Source organism: Pedococcus sp. P2_E4 (assembly GCF_056403935.1).
In genome coordinates this window covers 99,803-122,477 of sequence record NZ_JBFUEO010000006.1, presented here as the reverse complement: position 1 = coordinate 122,477, position 22,675 = coordinate 99,803, and the positions used below count along the sequence as shown (strand labels likewise).

24 protein-coding genes are annotated in these 22,675 nt (G+C 70.0%); 19 read left to right on the top strand and 5 right to left on the bottom strand.

All coding sequences use genetic code 11. The annotated features are described in order from the left end of the window. The 5 genes from AC1DV7_RS05265 to AC1DV7_RS05245 all read right to left on the bottom strand — a co-directional run. Positions 1 to 1,478: DUF222 domain-containing protein (locus tag AC1DV7_RS05265; protein WP_477595292.1), on the bottom strand; the 1,478-nt coding region annotated here is incomplete at its 3' end. Positions 1,479 to 1,701: 223 nt separating this feature from the next. Beyond that, entirely contained in the window at positions 1,702 to 2,448 is a 747-nt protein-coding gene (locus AC1DV7_RS05260) for an alpha/beta fold hydrolase (protein ID WP_477595290.1), read from the bottom strand. A gap of 89 nt (positions 2,449 to 2,537) precedes the next feature. Beyond that, a complete protein-coding gene (locus AC1DV7_RS05255; RefSeq protein ID WP_477595289.1) occupies positions 2,538 to 3,347 on the bottom strand; it encodes a UbiA family prenyltransferase in 810 nt (269 codons plus the stop codon). Positions 3,348 to 3,416: 69 nt separating this feature from the next. Then, positions 3,417 to 4,040, bottom strand: a complete 624-nt coding sequence (locus AC1DV7_RS05250; RefSeq protein WP_477595287.1) for an antibiotic biosynthesis monooxygenase — start codon at positions 4,038 to 4,040, stop codon at positions 3,417 to 3,419. 205 nt (positions 4,041 to 4,245) lie between these two features. Continuing rightward, complete coding sequence (locus AC1DV7_RS05245; protein ID WP_477595285.1) at positions 4,246 to 4,887, bottom strand: hypothetical protein; 642 nt, start codon at positions 4,885 to 4,887, stop codon at positions 4,246 to 4,248. Positions 4,888 to 5,029: 142 nt separating this feature from the next. Here AC1DV7_RS05245 and AC1DV7_RS05240 point away from each other — a divergent pair, with 142 nt between their 5' ends. The 19 genes from AC1DV7_RS05240 to AC1DV7_RS05150 all read left to right on the top strand — a co-directional run bounded on the left by AC1DV7_RS05240 (position 5,030) and on the right by AC1DV7_RS05150 (position 22,671). Further along, entirely contained in the window at positions 5,030 to 5,374 is a 345-nt protein-coding gene (locus AC1DV7_RS05240) for an ArsR/SmtB family transcription factor (RefSeq protein WP_477595283.1), read from the top strand. Then, positions 5,371 to 5,811, top strand: coding sequence for an SRPBCC family protein (locus AC1DV7_RS05235; protein WP_477595281.1), 441 nt, complete (start codon positions 5,371 to 5,373; stop codon positions 5,809 to 5,811). The genes AC1DV7_RS05240 and AC1DV7_RS05235 overlap by 4 nt, the downstream gene beginning before the upstream one ends. Continuing rightward, positions 5,808 to 6,404 carry a maleylpyruvate isomerase family mycothiol-dependent enzyme gene (locus tag AC1DV7_RS05230; RefSeq protein WP_477595279.1) on the top strand — a complete coding sequence of 199 codons (597 nt, stop codon included), beginning with the start codon at positions 5,808 to 5,810 and terminating at the stop codon, positions 6,402 to 6,404. Before AC1DV7_RS05235 ends, AC1DV7_RS05230 begins: the two co-directional genes overlap by 4 nt. 631 nt (positions 6,405 to 7,035) lie before the next feature. Then, entirely contained in the window at positions 7,036 to 9,060 is a 2,025-nt protein-coding gene (locus AC1DV7_RS05225; protein WP_477595277.1) for an oxidoreductase, read from the top strand. 58 nt (positions 9,061 to 9,118) lie between these two features. Further along, positions 9,119 to 10,192, top strand: coding sequence for a class I SAM-dependent methyltransferase (locus tag AC1DV7_RS05220; protein WP_477595275.1), 1,074 nt, complete (start codon positions 9,119 to 9,121; stop codon positions 10,190 to 10,192). Next, positions 10,192 to 10,506, top strand: coding sequence for a hypothetical protein (locus AC1DV7_RS05215; protein WP_477595273.1), 315 nt, complete (start codon positions 10,192 to 10,194; stop codon positions 10,504 to 10,506). Before AC1DV7_RS05220 ends, AC1DV7_RS05215 begins: the two co-directional genes overlap by 1 nt. Next, entirely contained in the window at positions 10,503 to 10,979 is a 477-nt protein-coding gene (locus AC1DV7_RS05210) for a nuclear transport factor 2 family protein (protein ID WP_477595271.1), read from the top strand. The genes AC1DV7_RS05215 and AC1DV7_RS05210 overlap by 4 nt, the downstream gene beginning before the upstream one ends. 16 nt (positions 10,980 to 10,995) lie before the next feature. Next, the gene (locus tag AC1DV7_RS05205; protein WP_477595269.1) at positions 10,996 to 12,120 is read left to right on the top strand and encodes an ABC transporter substrate-binding protein; all 1,125 of its coding nucleotides are present in this window, start codon (positions 10,996 to 10,998) and stop codon (positions 12,118 to 12,120) included. 49 nt (positions 12,121 to 12,169) lie between these two features. Continuing rightward, positions 12,170 to 13,000 (top strand): ABC transporter ATP-binding protein, encoded by an 831-nt coding sequence (locus tag AC1DV7_RS05200; RefSeq protein ID WP_477595267.1) that lies wholly within the window; start codon positions 12,170 to 12,172, stop codon positions 12,998 to 13,000. An 8-nt stretch (positions 13,001 to 13,008) separates the two neighbouring features. Next, positions 13,009 to 13,893 carry an ABC transporter permease gene (locus AC1DV7_RS05195; protein WP_477595265.1) on the top strand — a complete coding sequence of 295 codons (885 nt, stop codon included), beginning with the start codon at positions 13,009 to 13,011 and terminating at the stop codon, positions 13,891 to 13,893. Then, positions 13,890 to 14,663 (top strand): SDR family NAD(P)-dependent oxidoreductase, encoded by a 774-nt coding sequence (locus AC1DV7_RS05190; RefSeq protein WP_477595263.1) that lies wholly within the window; start codon positions 13,890 to 13,892, stop codon positions 14,661 to 14,663. The genes AC1DV7_RS05195 and AC1DV7_RS05190 overlap by 4 nt, the downstream gene beginning before the upstream one ends. Positions 14,664 to 14,674: 11 nt before the next feature. Beyond that, positions 14,675 to 16,039: a M20/M25/M40 family metallo-hydrolase gene (locus tag AC1DV7_RS05185; protein WP_477595261.1), complete on the top strand. Its 1,365-nt coding sequence runs from the start codon at positions 14,675 to 14,677 to the stop codon at positions 16,037 to 16,039. Then, positions 16,036 to 16,869 carry an alpha/beta fold hydrolase gene (locus AC1DV7_RS05180; protein WP_477595259.1) on the top strand — a complete coding sequence of 278 codons (834 nt, stop codon included), beginning with the start codon at positions 16,036 to 16,038 and terminating at the stop codon, positions 16,867 to 16,869. Before AC1DV7_RS05185 ends, AC1DV7_RS05180 begins: the two co-directional genes overlap by 4 nt. Next, complete coding sequence (locus tag AC1DV7_RS05175) at positions 16,866 to 17,297, top strand: Ohr family peroxiredoxin (protein WP_477595257.1); 432 nt, start codon at positions 16,866 to 16,868, stop codon at positions 17,295 to 17,297. The genes AC1DV7_RS05180 and AC1DV7_RS05175 overlap by 4 nt, the downstream gene beginning before the upstream one ends. Positions 17,298 to 17,349: 52 nt before the next feature. Next, positions 17,350 to 18,360: an EamA family transporter gene (locus tag AC1DV7_RS05170; RefSeq protein ID WP_477595256.1), complete on the top strand. Its 1,011-nt coding sequence runs from the start codon at positions 17,350 to 17,352 to the stop codon at positions 18,358 to 18,360. Beyond that, the gene (locus AC1DV7_RS05165) at positions 18,357 to 19,154 is read left to right on the top strand and encodes an IclR family transcriptional regulator (RefSeq protein WP_477595254.1); all 798 of its coding nucleotides are present in this window, start codon (positions 18,357 to 18,359) and stop codon (positions 19,152 to 19,154) included. The genes AC1DV7_RS05170 and AC1DV7_RS05165 overlap by 4 nt, the downstream gene beginning before the upstream one ends. After that, positions 19,151 to 20,344, top strand: coding sequence for a CaiB/BaiF CoA transferase family protein (locus tag AC1DV7_RS05160; protein ID WP_477595252.1), 1,194 nt, complete (start codon positions 19,151 to 19,153; stop codon positions 20,342 to 20,344). Before AC1DV7_RS05165 ends, AC1DV7_RS05160 begins: the two co-directional genes overlap by 4 nt. A 22-nt stretch (positions 20,345 to 20,366) precedes the next feature. Then, on the top strand, positions 20,367 to 21,215 hold the full coding sequence (locus tag AC1DV7_RS05155) for a cyclase family protein (RefSeq protein WP_477595250.1): 849 nt from the start codon (positions 20,367 to 20,369) through the stop codon (positions 21,213 to 21,215). Next, positions 21,208 to 22,671, top strand: a complete 1,464-nt coding sequence (locus tag AC1DV7_RS05150) for an MmgE/PrpD family protein (protein ID WP_477595248.1) — start codon at positions 21,208 to 21,210, stop codon at positions 22,669 to 22,671. The genes AC1DV7_RS05155 and AC1DV7_RS05150 overlap by 8 nt, the downstream gene beginning before the upstream one ends. The last annotated feature ends 4 nt before the right edge of the window (positions 22,672 to 22,675 follow it).

The window sequence follows — 22,675 nt, the reverse complement described above, 5'->3', positions numbered from 1 at the left end:
GTGCCGGCCAGGACGGCGGGCAGGATGGCGGCGTTGCAGGCCAGGCGGCGGGTGTCGCCGGCGGACAGGTCGTGGCCGGTGTCCAGGTGCGCGGCGCCGAGCTGGGTCTTGAGCCGGTCGTGGTCGATGGTGACGACGACGGTGGCGTTGACCTTGCCGGACAGGTGGTCGGTGGGCAGGTGCTCGAGGAGCTCGACGAACGCGGTGCCGTAGCGGTGCGCCCAGTCGGTGTCGAACCCGAGGCCGCCGGTGCCGGTGTCGTCGGTTCGGCTGGGGCTGCCGCGCCGGAACGCCTCCCACTGCGCGGCCCGGACCTGCAGGCGGGACAAGGCCGGCCCGCCTCCGGCTGGCCCGTTCGCCCCCACCGCCGGGACCGCCCCACCTACCGCGCCGCCGCCCGCAAACCCRGCCGCACGGCCACCGCCAAACCCGACCGTGCCGTCACCGCCAAACCCGGCCGTGCCGTCACCGACAACCCCGGGCGCGCGGCCGTCGAAGGCCTCGCCCGCACCATCAGTGCCGTGYCCGGCCGSACCCGCGGCGGCGTCSTGSCGSGCGTTCTTSGCGGCCTGTTGGGCGAACCGGCGGGGKGAGGCGATCTGCTGGACGACCTTGCGCAGGATGTGMCCGGCCAGGGTGGGGACGGTGAAGTGGCCGGTGACCGTGCCGTCGCGGTTGTCGTGCAGGCTCAGCCGGGTCCGGGCCAGGGCCGCGTCCTGCTCGGTGCGCAGCAGCYGGTCCTSGTGGGCGTCGACCTCGGCCTGGGACCGCTGCGCCGCCGCCAGGGCSCGGCGGGCGGACYTGGCCAGCGCGSCCGGGTCGACCAGYTTGGCCCGCTSGACCAGCGCCGCCTCGATSGCCCGCCGCTCGGTGGCCGCGAGCCCGTCGGGCAGCTGSGCGGCCGCGGTCGCGATCACGTGGGCGTGCTCGGTCGACACCGMCCCGGACGCCAWCGCSTCCCGCGTCGCCGGCAGRTCRSSCTSMARCGCCGTCGCSARCCGCACCTCCCGSGCCGCCCGSGMSGAGTCCGACCGSGACCKYGCCGCCAACCAGGCCGGGGTGCCGCTCAACCCCGACTCGGCCGCCACCTGGTCCCGGTCGACCGCCGCCACCAGCGCCARCCGCACCGCCGACAACCGSGCGATCGCCCGGTCCACGTCACCGACCAGCCCCGAMGCCACSACCCCCGGCGTGGACGCGACRTCACCGCACGCGTCCAGGACCCGGTGCACCCCGGCCACCAGCTCCCGCGCCGACACCGCGGACTCCCGTCCCGGCGCCGCGGACTCCCGCGCCGGCACCGCGGACTCTCGCGAAGGCACCGCGGACTCCCGTCCCGGCACCGCGGACTCCCGTCCCGGCACCGCGGACTCCCGTCCCGGCGCCACCGACTCTCGCGCCGGCACCGCGGACTCTCGCGCCGCCACCGACTCCGGCGCAAGCAACGGGGGTGCGGGAGCAGGAGGTGCGATGGCCATGGTTCATGCTACTCGAACACCTGTTCGAACATGATGAGTTGTCCACAGGCTTGGGTACCCAGGTGGTCAGGGCTTGTCAGCGCGCGTCAGGTCTCGTCAGCGCGAGCTCGTCAGGTCTCGTCGAGGAGGAGGCGCAGGCTGAGCCCGGTTCGACGAGTCGCGGAGTCGTCGAGCTCGGGGGTCGCGTGTCCGATCCAACCCTCGACGTCCAGCGTGGTGAGGCTCACGGGCGCTGGTCGACGACCTGGCGCAGTCGCTCGACCGCAGCGACCACCGACGAAGGATGCGTGAGTGGAACCATGTGTGCTGCTCCCTGGACCGTGGCCAGACCTCCGCCGTTCGACGCCCCCTTCAGGACCGACGACCACTCAGCCGAGGCGATTCGGTCCGTGCCACCACGGACGATCTCGACGGGTACCGCCACCCCGCTCAGAGCAACGTCGGTGCGGAAGTGACGCATCGCATCCATCCCTCGAACCATGCTCAGGACGCCCGTGTTGCGGTATTGCGGGGCGAGGAGAGGAGCTTCCGTCGGCCGTTCGTGACTGGCGGTACGAGCCCACTGGGCCACCATCCTCGGCCACGTGTGGGCCGCCGGGTCGGTGACGGGGCCGACCAGGACGAGCCCCACCACGTTGTCCGTGAGAGTGGCTGCCTGGACGACGACCGGGCAGCTGGCCGAGTGGGCAACCAGGATGACCGCTGCGCCCCTCGGCAGCCTGTCCACGAGCCGCTCGGCCTGACGTTCGACGGACAGGTCCGTGCCGCGCGGTGCGCGCTGACCCAGAGACGGCAGCAGCACCACGACGCTCGGCCCACCCAGCTCATGGCGAACGAGCCGCCAGGACCTCCCGTCAAGACCCAGACCGGGCACGAACACCACGACCGGACGCACCTCTGGGGCCGTGGGGGAGCCGCCCAGCGACGGTGCGGGCTCAGGGCTCTCTCGGACAGGCGTGGGACGGGACATGAAGCTCCTCCGGCAGGGCGTTCGCCCAACGGGGCGACCGCCCACAGCATGACCTACCACCCTGCCGCACCTGGTGCGACCTCCGGCGTTCAGCGCGCGGCGAGGACAACCACGTCCACGGCGGCGATCGCGACTGCCGCGGCGAAGGGGACCTTTCCCCGCCCACTCGCCGCGACCACGGCCAGGCACGCGCACGCTGCCAGCGCGACCCACGCCCACGCCGGCACCCCGCCGGCCGGCGCGACCACGGCGACCGCGGACGCCGCGAGCAGGAACACCGGTGCCAGCACCCGGACCCGTCTCTCACCGAGCCGTTGCGGCAGGCCTCGGACCCCGGTCTGCGCGTCGTCGACCAGGTCCGGCAGTGCGTTGAGCAGGTGAGCGCCCACCCCGAGCATGGCTGCTGCGGCGACCAACCACGTCGCGGGCAGGGACGGGTCCGGGAGCGCCAGCGTGGCCACCGCGGGCAGCGACCCGAAGGCCACGGCATACGGCAGTGCCGACCACAGGGTCCGCTTCGTCCCCAGGTTGTAGGCCCAACCCGACCCCACCCCCAGGACGAGGTGCACCGCGGCGGCCGCCAGGCCGCAGGCCAGCGACAGCGCGATGCAGACCACGCCGGCGACGCCGATGGCGCGCTTGACGGCTCCCGGGGAGACGGCGCCCAGGGCGAGTGGCTTGTCGCGGCGCCCGACCTGGCGGTCGTTGCGCTCATCGATGAGGTCGTTGGACCAGCCGATGGTGAGCTGCCCCGACGCGACCGCCGCGGCCACGAGCAGAGAGCGTCCGGGGGTCTGGCCCACGGCCAGGGACAGCAGGAGGGTGAGCACCGTGACGGCTACCGAGGGTCCAGGGTGGCTGGTCAGGACCAGCGCCCTGACCCGGGGTCCGGCGGGCACGCTCGCAGCGTAGTGGAGGGGCCGGGCGGGCGGCAGTCGTCGCGACCCGCCCGGCCCCGGCCTTCGGTGTCAGGCCATCTCAGGCAGGTGCAGGTGGGCGAAGGCCACCTCCATCTCGGCGACGTCGTCGATGGTGGCCCCGATGTCCTTGCTGGCTGCTTCACGGATGGCCTTGGCGGCATCGCGGCTGGCCTCGAGCTGCTCCCGGCGCTCGAACGTCACGGTGCCCACGGCCCGGCCGGTCTCGCGGCTGATGAGCAGGCTGGCGCTGCAGAACCCGTCGAGCTCCTGGACCCGTGGCAGCACGGCCATCCTGAAGACGTCGGAGGCGCGCTCGGCGCGGTCGCCCATCCCACTCAGCCAGGTGACCCGGGCGCAGGCGCCGTCGGGCATGGCGTGGTCGCGGTGGACGACGGAGACCTCCCAGATGTCGACGGTGCTGCTGGTGGCGCCCAGCGCCGCCTCCGCTCCGTCACGCAGGGGGAGCACCCTTGTTGCGCTGTCCCGCATGGCCGCTTCCGACTCCCAGGACGACGTGGCGATGCAGCGGCCCGACGAGCGATCCACGAGCATCGACATCCCGACACACCCGTCCATGGCCGTGATCGCGGGGGTCACCTCGTCACGGACGTTCGCGATGCCGTCGTCGATCTTGGAGGGGTCGGCCTGGACGGTGGTGGTGCGTGCATACACGACGAAACTCCTCTGATCGGGGCAGCGCCCCGACGGCGCTACCGTCACGTCCAACAGTCCTCGCCCGTCGGGACCTCGGCAAGGGGTGATCGCGCAGTCTTTGAGCGCGCAGTCTTGGATCGCCGCCAGGGGAGCGCACGCCATACGACGCGTCACCGCGCGACCCGCGCCCCGTATGGCGGGTCGGCCGGCGACGGGACTCCGTTCAGGGGCGCGTGAGGGCCGCGAGGCGGGCGCCCTCGATGAAGAAGGCCGTGATCCCGGCGACGTCGCCAAGGTCGGCGACGAGGCGTGACGCGCCGAAGGGGGCGTCCCAGAAGTCGCCGGTCACCGCGTGGTGCGGGCCCACGTAGGCGTAGGGCCGGTCACAGTGGCCGTCGCCGGGGGAGACCCCGAAGTTGACCTCGTCCACGGTGGTGGCGACATCGAAGTGCTCGGGCCACAGGATCCGCTCCGCTTCGGGCTGGAACTCGTGCAGGGCTTGGTCGCCCAGGGTGAACGCCTCTTCCATGACCCGGACCGACTCGGGGTCCAGGGACACGGTCTCTGACGGGGCGACGTGGGGCCCGTCGGTGTACACGTCGTCCAGTGGGCTCGCCACCAACCCGACCCGCCCGGCCACCTCGGAGATGGTCAGCCCGTCGACGCCGATCCTGGAGTCGGGGGTCACCAGCTCGCCCCCAGCCAGGGAGAGGACGGGGGCGTCCCAGGTGCCGATGCCCTCCGCGCGGACTCGCAACCGGAGGTCGCCGGTCTGCCGGAACCGCGGGCCGGCGAGGACGAGCTCGGCCAACCCGTGGAGGCACCACCGGGTCTGGGTGTAGGTGTCGGCGGCAGGCTCGGCCATCTGGACCTCCTCGGACGTGGTGCAACAGCGGTCAGTCGCCAGCACTGATGCCATCGTCCCGGTCCACCGCCGCCGAAGGAAGGTGCAAGGGGCCTGTGGTCCTCTAGTTGACCCTTGATCAAGCGACTGCTTGAATACGGTGGTGACCACCCTGGAGGACGCGCAGCTCGATTCACTGTTCACAGCTCTCAGCGACCGCACCCGGCGGGACATCGTGGCCAGGCTGAGCGCAGGAGAGGCCACCGTGAAGGAGCTGGCCGAGCCGTACGCCATGAGCATGCAGGCCGTGTCGCAGCACATCCGGGTCCTGGAGCGGTGCGGTCTGATCAGCCAGGGACGGCACCGGCAGACCCGGCCCTGTCGGCTCGAACCGGCAGCGCTCGAGACCGCGCTCTCCTGGATCGAGGAGAGCCGGCGCACGTGGTCAGCGCGGATGGATCGGCTGGAGACACACCTCGCACGCTTGCAGGACGGTGACGACCAGTGACTGACGACGAGCTCATCTACCGGCGGATCTTCGCCGCCCCACGCGAGCTGGTCTGGCGGTGCCTCACCGAGCCCGTCGAGCTCGCCCGGTACTGGGGTCCGCGAGGCATGTCCACTCCGGTCGACGGCATCGTCGTCGAGCTCCACCCCGGCGGACGGTTCGAGACCTTGATGCTGGGCGCGGGTGGTAGCCACCGGATGGCCGCCACGTTCACCGAAGTCGTTGCGCCTGAAAGGCTCGCCTGGGTCGAGTCGGGGACCGGGATGCACACCACCAGCACGCTCCATGACCTCGGCGACGACACGACCGAAGTCGTCATCCACCAGCGGAACGTGCCCGAGATGATGCGCGGCCCCGAGGCCCGGGCCGGCTTCGTCACCTCCCTCGACAAGCTCGAAGAACACCTCGCCCACCTCGTCCATGGAGACCGATCGTGACCGACACACAGTCGTGGGTGGCGTCCACCTACCACGGCCTCGCCGACCTCCTCGCCACCGCCGATGTGAGCACCTGGGATGCGCCATCCCTGTGCGAGAAGTGGCTGGTACGCCATGTCATTGCCCACGTGACCATGCCGGCGCGGCTGACCCCCGAGCAGTTCGGCGCCGAGATGGCGGCGGCTGCCGGCGACTTCACGACGATGTCCGACGCCGTGGCCGCGAGGGACGCCTCGCTGCCTGTGGCCGACCTCCTCGACCAGCTGCGATCACCGCGGCTGCACGGGTGGCAGCCGCCGGGCGGTGGCGCAGCGGGCGCACTGAACCACGCCGTCATCCATTCGCTCGACGTGACCGTCGCCCTCGACCGGCCCACGGTCGCACCGGCTGGGGCAGTCACCGCCGTGCTGGGTCAGCTCACCACGGCACACGGCACCTGGTTCGGGGTCGACCTGACAGACGTCCGGCTCGAAACCACCGACAGCGACTGGTGCTGGGGCGAGGGCCGCCTGGTGCGCGCCGACGCTGTCTCGCTGGTGGCACTGCTGGGCGGCCGAACGCTGCCCGATGGCCGGATGCTGCCGCGAAGCTGATCCTCCGAGGCAACGCCCTCAGCGCCGGACCGGATGGTGCCCAGGCTGGCCGGCCGCGGGGTGAGCATCGGTTGCCGGTTGGGCGCAGCGGCCGTGCGGGGCCTGCACAGGCGGTGTGCCCCACGACTCCAGCGACCACTTCGTCCACGGTCGCGGAGGATGCCTTCCGGGGTAGGCGCGCCGGGGCGTATATTGAGCCGACAGGCTGCCCAGGACCCGGTGGCGAGTTTCACCGCCGGGAGTCCTCCATGGCACCCATCAGGTACGCATCGGTCCGGCAGCCGTCCGCAATTCCGCCTCGGCGGGCGTTGGCGTGTTCGGCCAAGAAGCTGGCGACACGGTTGCCGCACCAGTCGGCTGCGGCGATGGTAGGTGTCCCACTGGGCGAAACATTCTGCGAGGCAGCTGTTGCGGCCGAGGTTCCGCCGCCGCGAGCTCGGTCTGCAGCTCCCCACCCGGTGAGCCGGACTCCTCAGCACGGCCCGGCCCCGAGCGGCTGGATGCTGTCACCGTCCGCCGCGCGCCAGCCCGCCCTTTTGAGATTCCTGGGCGAAGCCTTGACCTTCTCAGATCAACCACCTAGCGTTCGTATAGCACAAACGGCGTTCCGATAGGCCGAACGAAAGGCTAGATGGTGGACCCCTCCTTGCAGCCGCTCTTTCAGCCGCTCGCGCTGCCCGGGGTCCTGCTGCGCAATCGGGTCGTCGTCCCCGGTCACACCACCAACTTCGGCCACGCGAACAGGCCGACCCGTCGTCATGTGGCGTATCACTCCGAGCGTGCCGCTGGCGGGGTGGGTCTGATCATCACCGAAGCCATCCGCGTGCACCCGACCAGCGCCGGTCGGCACATCAGTCTCGGAAGTTTCGACGACGACTCGATCCCGGCGTACGCGGCCATCGTCGACGCCGTCCACGAGCACGGTGCGGCGATGTTCGCCCAGCTGATGCACGCCGGTCGCCAGGCAAACGGCGACGCCACACGGACGGCTGCGTGGTCGGCCTCCCCCATCCCGTGGGCGAGTGGGGCCGCGACCCCGCATGCCATGGGCCGGACCGACATCGCCGTGCTCATTGAGAGCTTCGCCGGGGCCGCACGGCGCATGGCGGCAGCGGGCTTCGACGGCCTGGAGGTGCATCTGGGTCACGGGCACCTCCTGCAGCAGTTCCTCTCGCCGGTAACCAACCAGCGGACAGACGACTATGGCGGCTCGGCCGAGAACCGGCTGCGTCTGTCGCGCGAGGTCTTGGCCGCCGTACGGTCGGCCGCGCCGTCGCTTGCGGTCGGTGTCCGCGTGAGCGCTGACGAGTTCCTTGATGGCGGTCTGGGCCCCGACGACGTCATTGCGGCCGTCGCAGCACTGCGTTCAGAACACGAGCTGGCGTTCGTCCACGTCAGCCATTCGGCATACCACGGCAGCTGGTCCCTCTCGACCCAGATGGCCGACATGAGTTTCCCCCACGCCCCGTTCCGGCATCACGCGCGCCTGTTCAAGGACGCGCTGCCCGGTCTCCCCGTCATCGCTGTGTGCCGCCTGGACAGCCTCCCGGAGGCGGCCGAGCTCATCGAGTCCGGTGACGCCGACCTGGTAGCCCTCGCCCGACCGCACATCGCCGATCCCCACCTCGTGCGCAAGGCCATCGAGGGTCGGTCCGACGAGGTGCGAGCCTGCCTGGCCTGCAACCAGGGTTGTATCGGGCGCCTGGAGCAGAGCCTGCCCATCTCCTGCGTGGTCAACCCCGAGGTCGGCGCCGAGGACGAGTGGAGGCAGGCATGGTCCAGCCTCGCCGAGCGCCCGGCCAGCCGGGTCCTCGTGGTGGGGGGCGGGCCAGCCGGACTACAGGCTGCCGTGTCGGCGGATCGAGCCGGGCACCGAGTGACGCTCGCCGAGTCATCGGAGCAGCTCGGCGGCCAGATTGCTTGTGCTGCAAGGGTTCCCGGTCGCGAGCGGCTCTCGTTGCTCGTCGACGACCTCGTCCGGGACGTCAGACGACGCGACATCGACCTCCTGTTGCGGGTCACCATGACTCCGGAGCAGGTGCGGCAGGGCCGGTGGGACGACGTCATCATCGCCACGGGCTCGCTGCCGAGCCGCGCAGCCCTCGGCGCCGGCGTTCGAGTCGAGACGACCCTCGAGGCAACAGCCCAGGTGGCCTCCGGGGAATCCATGACCGGTCGCCGGGTCGTCGTGCTCGACGAGGAGGGCGGCTGGACCGGCGCCTCGCTCGCTGAGGGCTACGCCAGGCTGGGCGCCGATGTCCACCTGGTCTCGCCCACAGCCGGCCTCGCCAGCCGGATCACCACCTACTCGCGACTCGCGCTCATCCCACGCCTGAAGGCCCTCGGCGTCAGGGCCCACCTCATGCGTACCGCCCAGGTCAGCGGCCCCGGCCGCGTCACCCTCACCGACACTCTCTCCGACGACACCACCATCCTCGAAGACGTGTCCGTCATCGTCGACGCGGGGCGGCCCACGGCCCGCGACGACCTCTACCGCGCCCTCGATGCGACCCCGGGTGGACCCCGGGTGCACATCGTGGGGGACGCGAACTCCCCAAGGACCGCCCTCGAAGCCGTCTACGAGGGCCGCCTCGCCGGCGCCTTCCTCGACGGCCTCGACACCCCCGAGGCCCGCCTCGTCACGTCCGCCACCTGACCGACCCCGCTCTCCCCGGACGGGAACGACACCCCCCGAACACCGAAGGGACTCACGAATGATCGACATCGAGGACCGCCTGACGCTCGACGAGCGCGCGACGGTCGACTTCATCCTCGGGCTCCGCAAACGCTGGTCCGACACCGTGTACCCCGCGCTCGTCGAAGAGTTCGAGGCGACTGGAGCCAAGCCGGCTACCGCGGCAGACGCCGAGGCCACCCTGCACGAACTGGCTGCCTACCCCTGGTTCAGCCACCTCGAGCGAGTCCAGCAGAAGATGCTGTGGCGCACGGCCGGCGACGCGGTGATCCGCAGGCGCGAGGAGCTCGTCCACGACCTCGACGCCTCGGCTGCCGATGGCCACGGGTCGCTCAGGCTCGACCCCGACATCGACCCGCCGAGCTGGTACACCGACTACGACATCCACATCCAGCCAGGCGGCTTCTCCTCGGACGACCTGTCGGCCTTCGTGTACGAGTTCGGCGCCCGCATCGTCATGCTTCGAGACAACGACGGCTACAAGTTCCACTCGCTGTTCAGCCAGACAGCGCTACCTGAGAAGCCCGAAGCGACGCGGGTGGTCGACTTGGGCTGCGGCTTCGGCAAGAGCACCCGGCCACTGGCCAGGCGATACCCCGGGGCAGAAGTCATCGGCATGGACCTTGCCGCACCCGGCCTGCGCCTGGCGCACGCCGAGGCCGAGGACGAGGGTCTGGCCGTCTCGTACGTCCAGGCGGACGCTCGTCGGACGGGGCTCGATGACGCCTCCTGCGATGTCGTCACCGGCACGATGGTCCTCCACGAGATGCCAACCGAAGCAATCGTCGAGACGATCACGGAGGCCGCGCGCCTGCTCAAGCCGGGCGGCGAAGCCCACTTCCTGGAGTTCATGATGACGGGCGACCCGCTGCGCGACGCCACGATCATCGAACACGCCGAGCGCAACAACGAGCCCTTCTTCCGGGCCCTGTTCGCCACCGACACCATCCAGGCGTGCAAGGACGCCGGGCTCACCGACGTCCAGTGGCGCCCCTTCGACGAGCGCACCCTCGGCGTCCAGCCGGACGGTTGGGGCGAGCGCACCGAGTGGCACTTCCCGTGGGCCGTCCTGTCAGCCACGAAGGAGGCGTGATGGCCGACGAGTTCCGCTACCTGAGCTCGGCCGAGACGGCCAAGCTCTTCGACCTCGTGCTCCAGCTCGCCACAGAGCTTCACGTGACCACCCACCGGGTCCGCGCGCTCGAGGCCCTCCTGGTCCGCCAAGGGGTCCTGGGTGAGGGCGAGCTCGACGCCTTCACCCCGAGCGAGAGCGAGACGCGGGTGCTCGACGAGACGCGCACCGCCTACATGGTCCGCCTCATGAGGATCATCACCGAGAACGGCCCTGCCGAGCACCCGCTGCGGGACCAGTGGGAGTCCGCGCTCGCCAGGAAGTCGGAGTCGTGACCGACCCCGTCGCCCTGGTCGACCAGTACCTCCAGCTCTGCGAGGACCGGGACATCGAGGCCGCCGCCCGGCACCTCGCGCCGACCGTTCGTATCCAGTTCCCTGCGGGGGAGGAGTACGGGTCGCTGGCCGAGCTCGTGGCGGCGCCGAAGTCCTACACCTGGGTGCGCAAGCTCCGCGACCGGTATGCGGTGGGCGCCGATGGTGACACGACGGTCGTCACGTCGATCGGCCGCCTCTACGGCGAACGGCTCGACGGCACCCCGTTCGAGGACATCCGCTACGTCGACGTCTTCGTTGTGCGTGACGGTCTGATCAGCGAACAGCTCGTCTGGAACGACCTGAGTGAGAGCGGGTTCACGGTCCCGGTCTCGGCAGCCCCCGTCGCCAGCGAAGCAAGCCGAACGGACTCAGCCACCCCGCCCCCCATCCCAGTACCTGCGGCACCCCACCCATCACACCTGCCCGTCTGACCCAAAGGAAACCACCATGTCGATCCGCAAACACACGACCGCCGCCCTAGCGGTCCTGGCCGTCGCCGCACTCTCCGCATGTGGCAGCGGGTCCGAGAAGCCAAGCGCTTCCGGTTCCGCCGGCAGCGTCAAGCCTGCCAACCTCACCTTCGCCATCGCGTCCGCCGTCATCGGCCCGAAGGAAGAGGTGGCGATGTTCGCCGTGGCTCAGGAGCTCGGCTACTACAAGGACGAGCAGCTCACCGTCAAGACCATCAACACTGATGGCTCCATCGCAGCGGTCCAGGCAGTCGGCAGCGGCCAGGCCGACGTCACCGCTGCTGACAGCGGTTCCATCCTCGCTGCCGGCGAAAAGGGCGTCCCGGTCACCGCCGTCGGTGGCCTCGTGCAGAACTGGCCGTGGCAGATCGCCACGACCACCGGCAGCCAGCTGACTTCGCCAGGTGACTTCAAGGGCAAGAAGATCGGTGTCATCTCGCTCGCCTCCGGCAGTGCCCCGTTCGCCCGGGCGTTCGTCAAGGCCGGCGGACTGGACCCCGCGAAGGACGTCCAGCTCCTCCCCGTGGGTGTGGGCGCCCAGGCAGCTGCAGCCCTGACCCGTGGTGACGTCGACGCCTTGGCCCTGTACTCGCAGGCCTACGCGGTCATCGAGAACAGCGGGACCAAGCTCGCTTACATCGACAACCCCGAGGTGTTCAAGGGCATTCGTTCGCTGAGCTTTGCCGTGACGAGCAAGACCCTCAAGGAGGACAAGAGCGTCTACGAGCGCTTCCTCCGCGCCGGCTACAAGGCGATGCTCTTCTCGGCGCAGAACCCTGAGGCCGCCATGAAGATCGGCTACAAGGTCTACCCGCAGATCCTCGCTGGATCCACTCCCGACGCGCGCCTCGGGAACGATGTGAAGAGCCTGACCACCTGGCTCAAGACCGCGACCCCGAAGACCGGCGACCCGTCGTCCTTCAAGGACTGGGGCGCCATCCCGGATGCCGACTGGACAGCGACGAAGGCCTACACCAAGGAAGCCGGACAGATCAAGAGCGATGTCGATCTCGGCAAGCTCTGGGACCCGAGCCTGCTCGAGGCCGCCAACGACTTCGACTCCGCCGCCGTGGTCAAGCAGGCCAAAGAGTGGACCGAGTGACCTGACGGTCACCACCCCCATGCCCACCATCCTCGAAGGAAGTGGCCCGATGAGCCAAGCCGTTCTCCCGAGCAGCACCGCCGAATCCGCTGCGGCCAATCCAGGGGACGCCTCGTGGATCGAGGTGTCCGGACTCCACAAGGTCTATCGGCCCAAGCGGTCCGAGCCGACCCACGCGCTGTCCGACATCAACTTCACTGTCCGACGCGGCGAGTTCGTCTCGATCGTCGGTCCGTCGGGATGCGGGAAGACGACGCTTCTCAAGATCCTTGCTGGCCTCAGCCCGCGCACGGAGGGATCGGTAGCCATCGCGGGCAAGGACGTCACCAAGCCCTTGCACGAGGTGGGGATGGTGTTCCAGGCGGCGACCCTGCTGCCTTGGCGCTCCATCATCGAGAACGTCATGGTGCCTGTGGAGATCCAGAAGCTCGATCGCACGAAGCACAAGCAGCGGGCGAGGGATCTCCTTGACCTCGTGGGGCTCACCGGCTTCGAGGACAAGTACCCGTTCGAGCTGAGTGGCGGCATGCAACAGCGGGCCGGCATCTGTCGGGCGCTGGTGCACGACCCCGCCGTCCTCCTGATGGACGAACCGTTCGGTGCCCTCGACGCGATGACGCGCGAGTACATGAATCTCGAGCTACTCCGGATCTGGAAGGAGAGCGAGGCGACGATCGTCCTCGTCACCCACTCCATCCCCGAGGCGGTGTTTCTCTCCGACCGGGTCATCGTCATGAGCCCACGGCCGGGACGCATCGCCGAGATCATGGAGGTGGACATCCCTCGCCCGAGGTCGCTCGGCGTCATGTCGAGCGACCAGGCGGGCGTCTACGTCGATCGAATCCGCAAGTACTTCAACGCGCAGAGCGTAATCGACTGAGGATGGCCATGGACACCCCTGTGAAGAACCACGAGTCTGGCGACACCGGCGAAATCACCGACACCCCCGTCGCGTCCGTCCCCGGTGCCCCCGGCCGAGCCCGGTGGAGCCGACTCGACCCCCGTGAGCGGCCGGAGGTCTGGCTCATCCCCGGCCTGTTCGCCCTGGTCATGGTCGTGTGGGAGCTGGGCGTCAAGGTCCTCAAGGTCGAGGACTTCGTCCTGCCACCTCCCTCTCAGATCCTCGAAAAGCTCGTGATGCAGCTCGAGAGCCCACTGTTCTGGCGTCACTTGCTGGTCACGAGTGAGGAGGCACTGTTCGGCTTCGCCATCGGCGTCCTCACGGCCCTCGTGCTCGGGACGGCAATCTCCCAGGTCAGCCTCCTCGAGAAGACCCTGATGCCGTACGTGGTCATGTTCCAGACCGTTCCGAAGGTTGCTCTCGCCCCGCTGTTCGTCGTCTGGTTCGGGTTCGGCCTGACGAGCAAGGTCGTCATGGCGGCGGTCATCTCGTTCTTCCCGATGCTCATCAACGTGATCGAGGGCCTCCGCTCGGCTGAGGCCGAACGGATCCAGATGCTCACCGTCTTCGGTGCGAGTCGGACCCAGATCTTCCGGATGGTTCGGTTGCCCAGTGCGACTCCGTTCATCTTCGCTGGCCTGGACATCGGTATCGTCTTCGCGATTCTCGGCGCGGTCGTCGGAGAGTTCATCGGGGCGCAAGAGGGCTTGGGCTACCTGCTGCTGCAGACCAACTACAACTTCGACATCGCGGGGATGTTCGCCGTGCTCGTCGTCCTGTCGCTCATGGGCCTGATCGCCCACACGCTCATTCGAGTCATCCAGCGCAAGGTCGCCTTCTGGGCGGAGGAGAGCCGGGTGATCGCGGCGTGAGCGTCACTGACGGCGCACGGCGCGATCCCTACGACTTCACCGGTCGTGTGGCGCTCGTGACGGGAGCGGCACGTGGCATCGGCGCTGTCGTCGCCTCGGGCCTCGCGAGGCGTGGCGCGAAGGTCGCCATGGCCGACGTGCTGTCCCCGGACCAATGGGATCACGAGCTGGGTGCCGGCGAGGACGGACACACCCGTCACGCGGTTGACGTGCGTGACGCCACTTCGTGCCGGAACCTCATCGCCGAGGTCGTGGCCGCCCACGGGCGCCTGGACCACCTCGTGAACAACGCCGGCATCGTGCGTCGCGGCCCCGCCGCGACGATGTCCGACGAGGAGGTCACCACGGTTCTCGACGTCAACCTCGTCGGCACGTTCCGGGTCACGACCGCCGCATACGACGCGCTACGCGCAACGAGCGGGAGCGTGGTCAACCTCGGCTCCACCAATGGCCACATCGCCGTCACCAACACCCTCGGCTACTGCATCAGCAAGGCTGGCGTCATGCACCTGGCGCGGGTCCTAGCCCTGGAGTGGGCGCCGGACGCCATCCGCGTCAATGCCGTCGGCCCCACCATCGTCCCCACCGACATGACCTCCGACGTGCGCGGCGACGACACCTACATGGAGCTCAAGCTCAGCTCGATCCCGCTCGGCCGGATGGCCGAGGCCGAGGACGTGGCCGACGTCATCACCTACCTGCTAAGCCCCGCCGCGTCGATGGTCACCGGACAGACCATCTTCGTCGACGGAGGCGTCACCATCCACTGACAGGAGCACCAATGCCCTTCGACAAGGCCGCCGCCTTCGCCGCGGTCGACGAGCACATCGACGAGTTCGTCGCCGAGCTGCAGGAACTTTGCCGGTTCCGCAGCCGTCGACACGAGCCCGAGCAGATGGCGCTGACCGCCGACTTCATCGCGACCTCGTTGCGCCGCTGGGGCGGAACGTCATCGGTCGTCCCGTGGGACGACTCCCACCCCTACGTCATCGGGGAGGTCCCGGGTGGTCCCGTGCGCCTCCTGCACTTCACGCACTACGACGTCGAGGTCGAGCCGACTGGTGACGACGACGCGTGGATCGTGCCCCCGTATGCCGGGGAGATCGTGGACGGCCGCCTGTATGCCCGCGGTGTTGCCGACGACAAGGGTGCCATCATGTCGCGGATCCACGCCGCGGCCGCGTGGCGGTTGTCCGGGCAGGAGGCCCCGGTCACCTCGCGCTTCATCGTCGAGGGCAAGCAGTGGCTGCACAGCCCCGGCCTCGGAAGCTTCATCGAGGCTCACCGCGACAGCCTGGACAGCGACGCAGCGTTGTGGGAGAACTCGTGGCTCGACGGGGAGGGCCGCCTCCTTCTCAAGCTGAGCGAGAAGGGGGTCCTCTATCTGCGACTGTCGGTGCAGACCATCGCCCGCGAGCTGACCAGCCAGAACACCGCGCTCCTGCCGTCGGCCACGGCGCGTCTGGTCGGGGCGCTCGCCAGTCTCGTCGATGCCCAAGGAGAGTGCCGCGTGCGCGGCTTCGAGGACGGCGTCGAGAAGCCGACGGCGCAGGAGGCGGCGTTGCTCTCGGCACTGCCGTTCGACGTCGACTTCCTCAAGGGTCGCGCAGAGGTGGACAGCTTCCGGAACGACGAGGACGGTCCGGCGGCTGCCGCCGCCATCCGGGTCAAGCCGACACTGACCATCAGCGGCATCGAGGGGGGCGACCGTCGCGACGATGTCACGCTCGGCATCCCCGCCACCGCCTGGGCCAAGGTGGAGATTCGCCTGGTGCCCGGGCAGGAGCCGCAAACCGTCCTTGGCGCCGTGCAGAAGCACCTCGTCGAGGAGGGCTACGGCGACATCGCGGTCGACGTCATGGCGATGAGCCGACCGAATCGCACGCCTCACGACCACCCGTTCGTCGGCCTGGTGGCGGACGCCGCCCGCGAGGTGTACGGGACCGAGCCGATCATCGAGCCCTGGACCCAGTGGATCGGGAACCAGGGCGTTCTCTCGGGACTGCCCATCGTCGGGGTGGGCGTCTCCAGAGCCGACGCCGGCATAGACGGACCCAACGAGAACATTCGACTCGATGACTACCGTGACGGCATCCGGCACGTCATCGCCGTCATGGCCGCAATGGCAGAGGAGCAAGACCGATGAGGGACCTTCGAGGCAGCTCCGACCGGTCCTACGTGCGCTTGCCGTGGGGACAGGTGCACGTTCGTCAGGCAGGGCAGGCGGGCGATCCGACCCTCCTCCTGCTGCACCAGTCCCCGTTGTCATCGGCCACCTTCGAGGGCGTCCTCGAGCCGCTGGCGGACAAGGGGATCCACGCCGTCGCTGTCGACACCCCTGGCTTCGGCATGTCCGACCCCACCCCCGAGCCGTGGTCGATAGAGCAGTACGCCCAAGCCGTCCTGCAGGTGGCCGACGCCCTGGGTCTCGGCGATCTCACGCTCCTCGGCCAGCACACCGGTGCCGTCGTCGCCTGCGAGGTCGCGGTGCAGCAGCCCGCTCGCGTGAATGGCCTCGTGCTCCAGGGGCTCCCGTTGTACTCAGAGGCAGAGCGCGAGGAGAAGAAGCGCTCCTACGCGCCAGGGTATGTGCCGTCTCCCGACGGCTCGCACCTACGGGTGATCTGGGACCGCGTCCAAGGCCTCTACCCAGAGCTGCCGGTCGACGAGTGCAACCGCCAGGTGCTCGAGTACCTCGCGACGGGACCCGACTACGCCACTGCGTACCGAGCCGTCTTCGACTACGAGGTCCCCGCGCAGGCCTTGCGTGAGGTGCCGATCGCCCTTGTCCACGGGGACCGCGACCTCGTCGACCGGTTCACGGGTGTCGTCACCGCGGCTCTGCCCTGGGCCGAGCTCGATGTCGTCCCCGGCACCGACTTCGCACCGGACGAGCACCCGGCCGAGTTCACCGAGACGGTCGCGCGCTGGACGCACACGTTCGCCGGCCGCAAGGTCAGTGGGGGTGTCGCGTGACCACTGGGACCACGACCCTGTACACGGCTGTCGTCGCAGTGTCAGGGGGACGCGCCGGTCGGGCCGTCTCCGAGTCCGGCTCGCTCGACCTCGAGCTCGCCCGCCCTGCGCAGCGAGGAACCGGCGGCGGAACCGACCCCGAGGAGCTGTTCGCGGCGGGCTACGCAGCGTGCTTCGACAGCGCCCTCGCCGTGGGATCACGCCGCCGTAGTGCCTCACTCGGTCCGGTGACCACGACCGGAGCGGTGTCGCTCCTCACGACCGAGGACCACCAGTACTCGGTCGCGGTCACTCTCACAGTCAACGCCCCGGAGTGCGACCAGGCCCTGCTCGAGGAGCTCGTGGCGCTGGCCGACACGCTGTGCCCGTATTCGAAGGCCACCCGCGGAAACATCCGCGTCGAGATCACCGCGGTCGGCCGTGCCTGAAGCGTTCCCGCGTCCCCAACCGCATCGGCGCCGCACGGCGCGTGGCGCGGTGGTGGCGCTCGCCCTCGCCGCGGTCTACCTCCTCTGGGGCGGGACCTATCTCGGCAACAAGGTGGCGCTGGAGTCGATCCCGCCGCTGCTCCTCACGAGCTCTCGGTTTCTCACGGCCGGGGCACTGCTCCTTGGAGCGGCCGCGGTGCTCGGGCGCCCCGTGTGGCCCGGTGTCCGGCAGGCCAGATCGGCTGCGCTCGTGGGCCTCTTCCTCGTCGGTGCTGGGAGCTCGCTCCTCGCGCTGGGGCAGCAGCGGGTCGACAGCGGACTCGCCTCGCTCCTCATCGCGAGCATGCCTCTGTGGGCTCTCGCGATCGGCCTGCTCCTCGGGTCGCGCCCCTCGGGAACGGCTGCCGGCGGCATCGTCGCCGGTTTCGTGGGGCTGCTCCTCCTCGTTGGCGCGAGCGCCGTGACTGCCACCGCGACGACCGGAGTCCTGATCCTGCTCGCCTCGACCTTGACCTGGGCGACGGGCTCGACGCTCGCTCAACGGCTACGCCTGCCCGAGGACCCCCTCGTCAGCTCGGGCTGGCAGATGCTCGTCGGCGGCGGTGTCGTCAGCCTTCTCGCCGTTGCCGTCGGCGAGGCCGCCCATCTGGACACCCTGGCGATCAGCCAGCGCTCGGCACTCGCCTGGCTCGGCCTCACCATGCTGTGCACCGCCATCGGCTTCAGCGCCTATGCCTGGTTGCTGCAGAACACCTCGCTCCGGCTCGCGACCACCTACGCGTACGTCAACCCCGTCGTCGCTGTCGTCCTTGGCTCGGTCGTGCTCGGTGAGCGGTTGACCCAGGCCCAGGCGCCAGGAGCACTGCTCATCCTCGGCGCGGTTGCCCTCGTCGTCGCCGCCGAACGCGGTGCGATGCCACCGACCGACGCGGCACTCCCGCTGCCTGATGCGGCACTCCCGGTGCCCGGCGAGGGCGGGCCGGCATCCGCGCGTCGCGACGGGGTCGTGCAGGCCAACATCGCCGATTCTGCTGTTCCCAGCTGTGCAGGGAGGACACCATGAGCACCATCGTCGTCGACCAGAAGTCGGGCTTGCTCAGGGCGCTGGGTGTCATCACCCTGATCGCCGACCAGGCGCCGCAGAGCATGGGCGTCTCCAGCATCGCTCGCGAGCTCGAATTGCCCAAGGCGGTCGCCCACCGCATCCTCAAGGAGTTCACCTCGGCGGGATTCCTCGTGTTCGACGACGGCACGAAGAAGTACCGGCTGGGCCCGGGGTCGCTCACCCTCGGGCTTGCGGCGCTGAGGACCCTCGACGCCCCGAAGGTCGCGCGCCCGCATCTGCAGCGGATGGTGGCACGCACCGGGGAGACCGCGACGCTCAGTGTGCGCAACGGCTGGGTGCGGGTCTACGTCGACCAGGTCCTCTCGCCGCACGAGATCCGCATGTCGATCTCGCTGGGTACCGCCCACCCGCTCTACGCGGGTTCCTCCTCCAAGGCGATCCTCGCCCACCTGGCGGACGACGAAATCGACCAGTACCTCACTGAGCACGCCCTCGACCCGGTCACCCCCGCGACCATCACCGACGTCGCCCGCCTGCGTCGTGAGCTGCAGGAAGTGCGCAGGGTGGGCTTCGCGGTGAGCCGCGGCGAGCGCCAGTCGGGCGCCGGAAGCGTCGCGGCGCCGATCCATCGCGCGTCGGGCGAGGTCTTCGGCTCGATCTCGCTCTGCGGGCCCCAGGACCGCTTCGACCAGGGGCGAATCGACGAGCACGCCAAGGTCGTCGTCGAAACCGCGCGCCTGATCAGCGAGGAGCTCGGTCACCGGGCCCCCGCGCCTGAGGTCGCACGATGAGCGGCGGACCCCTCGAGGGCGTCCGCGTCCTCGACGTCTCGACGATCCTCGCTGGCCCCCTCGCCTGCCAGATCCTCGGGGACTACGGCGCCGACGTGATCAAGGTGGAGCACCCCACTGCCGGCGACAGCATGCGCGGCCACGGACCCGTCAAGGACGGAATTCCGCTGTGGTGGAAAGAGATCTCGCGCAACAAGCGCGGCGTCGCCATCAACCTCAGCGACCCCGACGGCGCCCAGGTGCTGCTGGCCCTCGCCCGCGGAGCTGACGTCCTCGTCGAGAACTTCCGGCCGGGAACCCTTGAGCGCTGGGGGATCGGTCCTGACGTCCTCCTCGAGGCGAACCCGCGGCTCGTCGTGGTCCGGGTCACCGGCTTCGGCCAGAGCGGTCCCTACGCGTCGCGTGCCGGCTTCGGGACCCTCGCGGAGGCGATGAGCGGGTTCGCCCACCTCACGGGCGAGGCCGACGGCCCACCGACGCTGCCCGCGTTCGGACTCGCCGACAGCATCGCCGGTATCGCAGCGTCGTCGGCAGTCTCGATGGCGCTGTACGCGAGGGAGCAGACCGGCCGCGGCCAGGTCATCGACCTCAGCCTGCTCGCGCCGATCATGACCGCAGTCGGGCCCGGTCCCACCCAGTACCAACAGACTGGCGTCGTCCCGCATCGGCACGGCAACCGGTCGGTCAACAACAGCCCACGCAACACCTACCGGACGCGCGACGACCACTGGCTGGCGATCTCGACGAGCGCCCAGGTGATCGCTGAGCGCGTCCTCACCCTTGTCGGCCACCCCGAGGTCGTCGCGGAGCCATGGTTCCGCTCCGGGCGTGAGCGCGCAGAGCACGCTGACGTGCTCGACGAACTCGTCGGCTCGTGGGTGGGACACCGCACCCGGGCGGAGGTCGTCGAGGCCTTCGCACAGGCTGGGGCGGCCGTCGCCCCGGTCTACTCGGCGCGCGACATCATCGAGGACGAGCACGTCCGCGCGACCGGGATGGTGACGTACGTCCAGGACGACGATCTTGGTCGCCTCGCCATGCACGACGTCCTCTGGGGGATGTCGGACACCCCCGGCGGGATCCGGTTCACCGGACGACCGCTCGGGGCTGACACCGACGCAGTCCTCGAGGATGCCGGGCTCGACGCAGCCCGGATCGCAGACCTGCGGGACCGCAAGGTCATCGCGTGACGACACGAAAATGGAGACCACGGTGACTACGCCCTCGGCCCGAACCAGGACTGACCCCCTCCTCGAGGCGGTACGCGCCGGCATACGGGTCCACGACCTCGGACGGCCCCTCTCCATCGGCATGCCCCAGTCGCCGAACCACCCGCCGTACTGGCACTCGCTGCCCCGACGGCACGGCGACATGGTCCGGGCGGACGGCGGCTCGGCGGCCAACGACGTCATCACGATGGGCACGCATGTCGGCACCCACATCGATGCCTTGGCCCATGTCTCGCAGGACGGCTGCCTCCACGGGGGTGCCAACGCAGCACAAGCTCAGACTGGAGGCCGATTCCTCGAGCTCGGTGTCCACACCATCGAGCCGATGGTGCGGCGCGGAGTCGTCCTCGACGTCCCGAGAGCGCTCGGTCTCGAGGAGGGCTGTGGCGCGGGCTACGAGATCACCGTCGATGACCTCGAGCGCACTGTCGAGGTCCAGGGCACGGACGTGGGGGCTGGTGACGTGGTCCTGGTCCGCAGTGGCTGGGGTCGGCACTTCCACGACCCCGACCCGTCGGTGTACCGCGGCTCCGACACGGGCGTGCCCGGCGTCAGCGAGACCGGTGCGCGCTGGCTGGCAGACCGCAACGTCCACGCCGTGGGCGCCGACACGATCGCCTTCGAGTGCCTGCGTCCCGGGGCCGGCCACGGCCTGCTCCCAGCCCACCGGATCCTGTTGGTCGAGAACGGGATCTACATCATCGAGGCCATGGACCTCGATGGCGTCGCATCCGCCGGTGACCACGAGTTCACCTTCGTCCTCGCACCGCTGCCACTCGTCGGAGCGACCGGGTCGCCGGTCCGTCCGTTGGCGGTGGTCTCCCGTGGCTGACGCCCCCACCCTGGCCCAGTCTCTCGCGGAGTTCGCCGCCGACGTGCGCCGTGACGGCGCCCCTGCTGAGGTGTCGCGCAGCGTGGCGCTGCGGGTCCTCGACGTCCTCGGCCTGTGCGTCGCGGCGCAGGACCTCGACACGAGCCGCGCCGTCACCGGACTCGTCGAGGCCCAGGGCGGAACTCCGGAGGCGCACATCGTCGGCCTCGCAGTCGCCCTGCCTGCCGCCCAGGCGGCCCTGGCGAACGGCGTCCTCGCTCACAGCCTTGACTTCGACGACACCCACCTGCCCTCCGTCCTGCACCCAAGTGCTGTCGTCGTCCCGGCTGCGCTGGCCGTCGCCGAGTCGGTCGGGGCCAACGGCCGGGCGCTCGTCGACGCCGTGGCCGTGGGGCTCGAGGTGACCGTGCGCCTGGGGATGGCGGGCTACGACGAGGAGCTCGGCAACTCGGTGTTCTTCGAGCACGGCCAGCACGCCACGTCGATCTGCGGGGCCATGGGCGCCGCGGTCTCCGCGGGAATGCTCCTTGGCCTCTCCCGGGCGCAGCTCGTCGACGTCCTCGGCGTCACCGCCTCGATGTCCTCGGGGATCATCGAGGGGAACCGCACCGGGGGCACCGTCAAGCGGATGCACTGCGGGTGGGCCGCGCACGCCGCGGTCATGGCCGCCCAGCTGGTCCAGCGCGGCTACACCGGCCCGCCCACGGTGCTCGAGGGTCGGTTCGGCTTCTTCGAGGCGTTCCTGCGCGGCGAGGCCAACCCGGCGGCCGTCAGCACCGGGCTCGGTACGACTTGGGCGGTGCCCGACATCTTCTTCAAGCCGTACCCAGCCAACCACTTCACCCACACGGCGATCGACGCCGGGCTCGCTCTCCGCGCCCGGGGCGTCCGCGCGGAGGACATCGTGGCCATCCGCCTCGGCGTTCCCTCCGCAGTCGTGCGGACCATCGGTGAGCCGCTCGCGACCAAGCAGGCGCCCGAGACCGGCTACCAGGCCCAGTTCAGTGGCCCGTATGCGGTCGTCGCCGGACTCCTCGGCGGAGGGGGCGGCCTTGCGATGGGTCTGGACGACTACCGCGACGACTTGGCACGCGACCCTGTTCGACGCTCCCTGATGGCCCTGGTCACGGTCGAGGGAGACGAGGTCTGCGATGGGATCTTCCCCCACGAGTTCCCCGCGGTCGTCACCGTCACGCTTCGCGACGGGAGCGCGGAGACCGAGTCCGTCCTCACCAACAGGGGCGGGCCACGGCGCCCGCTGTCAGACGAGGAGCTCGGCGTGAAGTTCTCGATGAACTGTGCCGGGCACCTCCCCGACCACCGCAGCGCCGAGGTACGCGACCTCGTCCTCGGCCTCGACGGGCCGCTTCCTGCAGACGTCCGCAACCTCATGCCCCTCCTGGCCGACCCCACACCCCCCGCACCTCGCCGCTTGGCGACCTCTACCACTCGCTGAAGGA

Excerpts from the sequence above, each read along its gene's own strand:
- AC1DV7_RS05215 (WP_477595273.1), top strand. The coding sequence starts at position 10,192 with ATGGCCGACGAGTTCCGCTACCTGAGCTCGGCCGAGACGGCCAAGCTC.
- AC1DV7_RS05220 (WP_477595275.1), top strand. The coding sequence starts at position 9,119 with ATGATCGACATCGAGGACCGCCTGACGCTCGACGAGCGCGCGACGGTC.
- AC1DV7_RS05245 (WP_477595285.1), bottom strand. The coding sequence starts at position 4,887 with ATGGCCGAGCCTGCCGCCGACACCTACACCCAGACCCGGTGGTGCCTC.
- AC1DV7_RS05185 (WP_477595261.1), top strand. The coding sequence starts at position 14,675 with ATGCCCTTCGACAAGGCCGCCGCCTTCGCCGCGGTCGACGAGCACATC.
- AC1DV7_RS05205 (WP_477595269.1), top strand. The coding sequence starts at position 10,996 with ATGTCGATCCGCAAACACACGACCGCCGCCCTAGCGGTCCTGGCCGTC.
- AC1DV7_RS05165 (WP_477595254.1), top strand. The coding sequence starts at position 18,357 with ATGAGCACCATCGTCGTCGACCAGAAGTCGGGCTTGCTCAGGGCGCTG.
- AC1DV7_RS05195 (WP_477595265.1), top strand. The coding sequence starts at position 13,009 with ATGGACACCCCTGTGAAGAACCACGAGTCTGGCGACACCGGCGAAATC.
- AC1DV7_RS05160 (WP_477595252.1), top strand. The coding sequence starts at position 19,151 with ATGAGCGGCGGACCCCTCGAGGGCGTCCGCGTCCTCGACGTCTCGACG.
- AC1DV7_RS05225 (WP_477595277.1), top strand. The coding sequence starts at position 7,036 with ATGGTGGACCCCTCCTTGCAGCCGCTCTTTCAGCCGCTCGCGCTGCCC.
- AC1DV7_RS05200 (WP_477595267.1), top strand. The coding sequence starts at position 12,170 with ATGAGCCAAGCCGTTCTCCCGAGCAGCACCGCCGAATCCGCTGCGGCC.
- AC1DV7_RS05260 (WP_477595290.1), bottom strand. The coding sequence starts at position 2,448 with ATGTCCCGTCCCACGCCTGTCCGAGAGAGCCCTGAGCCCGCACCGTCG.
- AC1DV7_RS05180 (WP_477595259.1), top strand. The coding sequence starts at position 16,036 with ATGAGGGACCTTCGAGGCAGCTCCGACCGGTCCTACGTGCGCTTGCCG.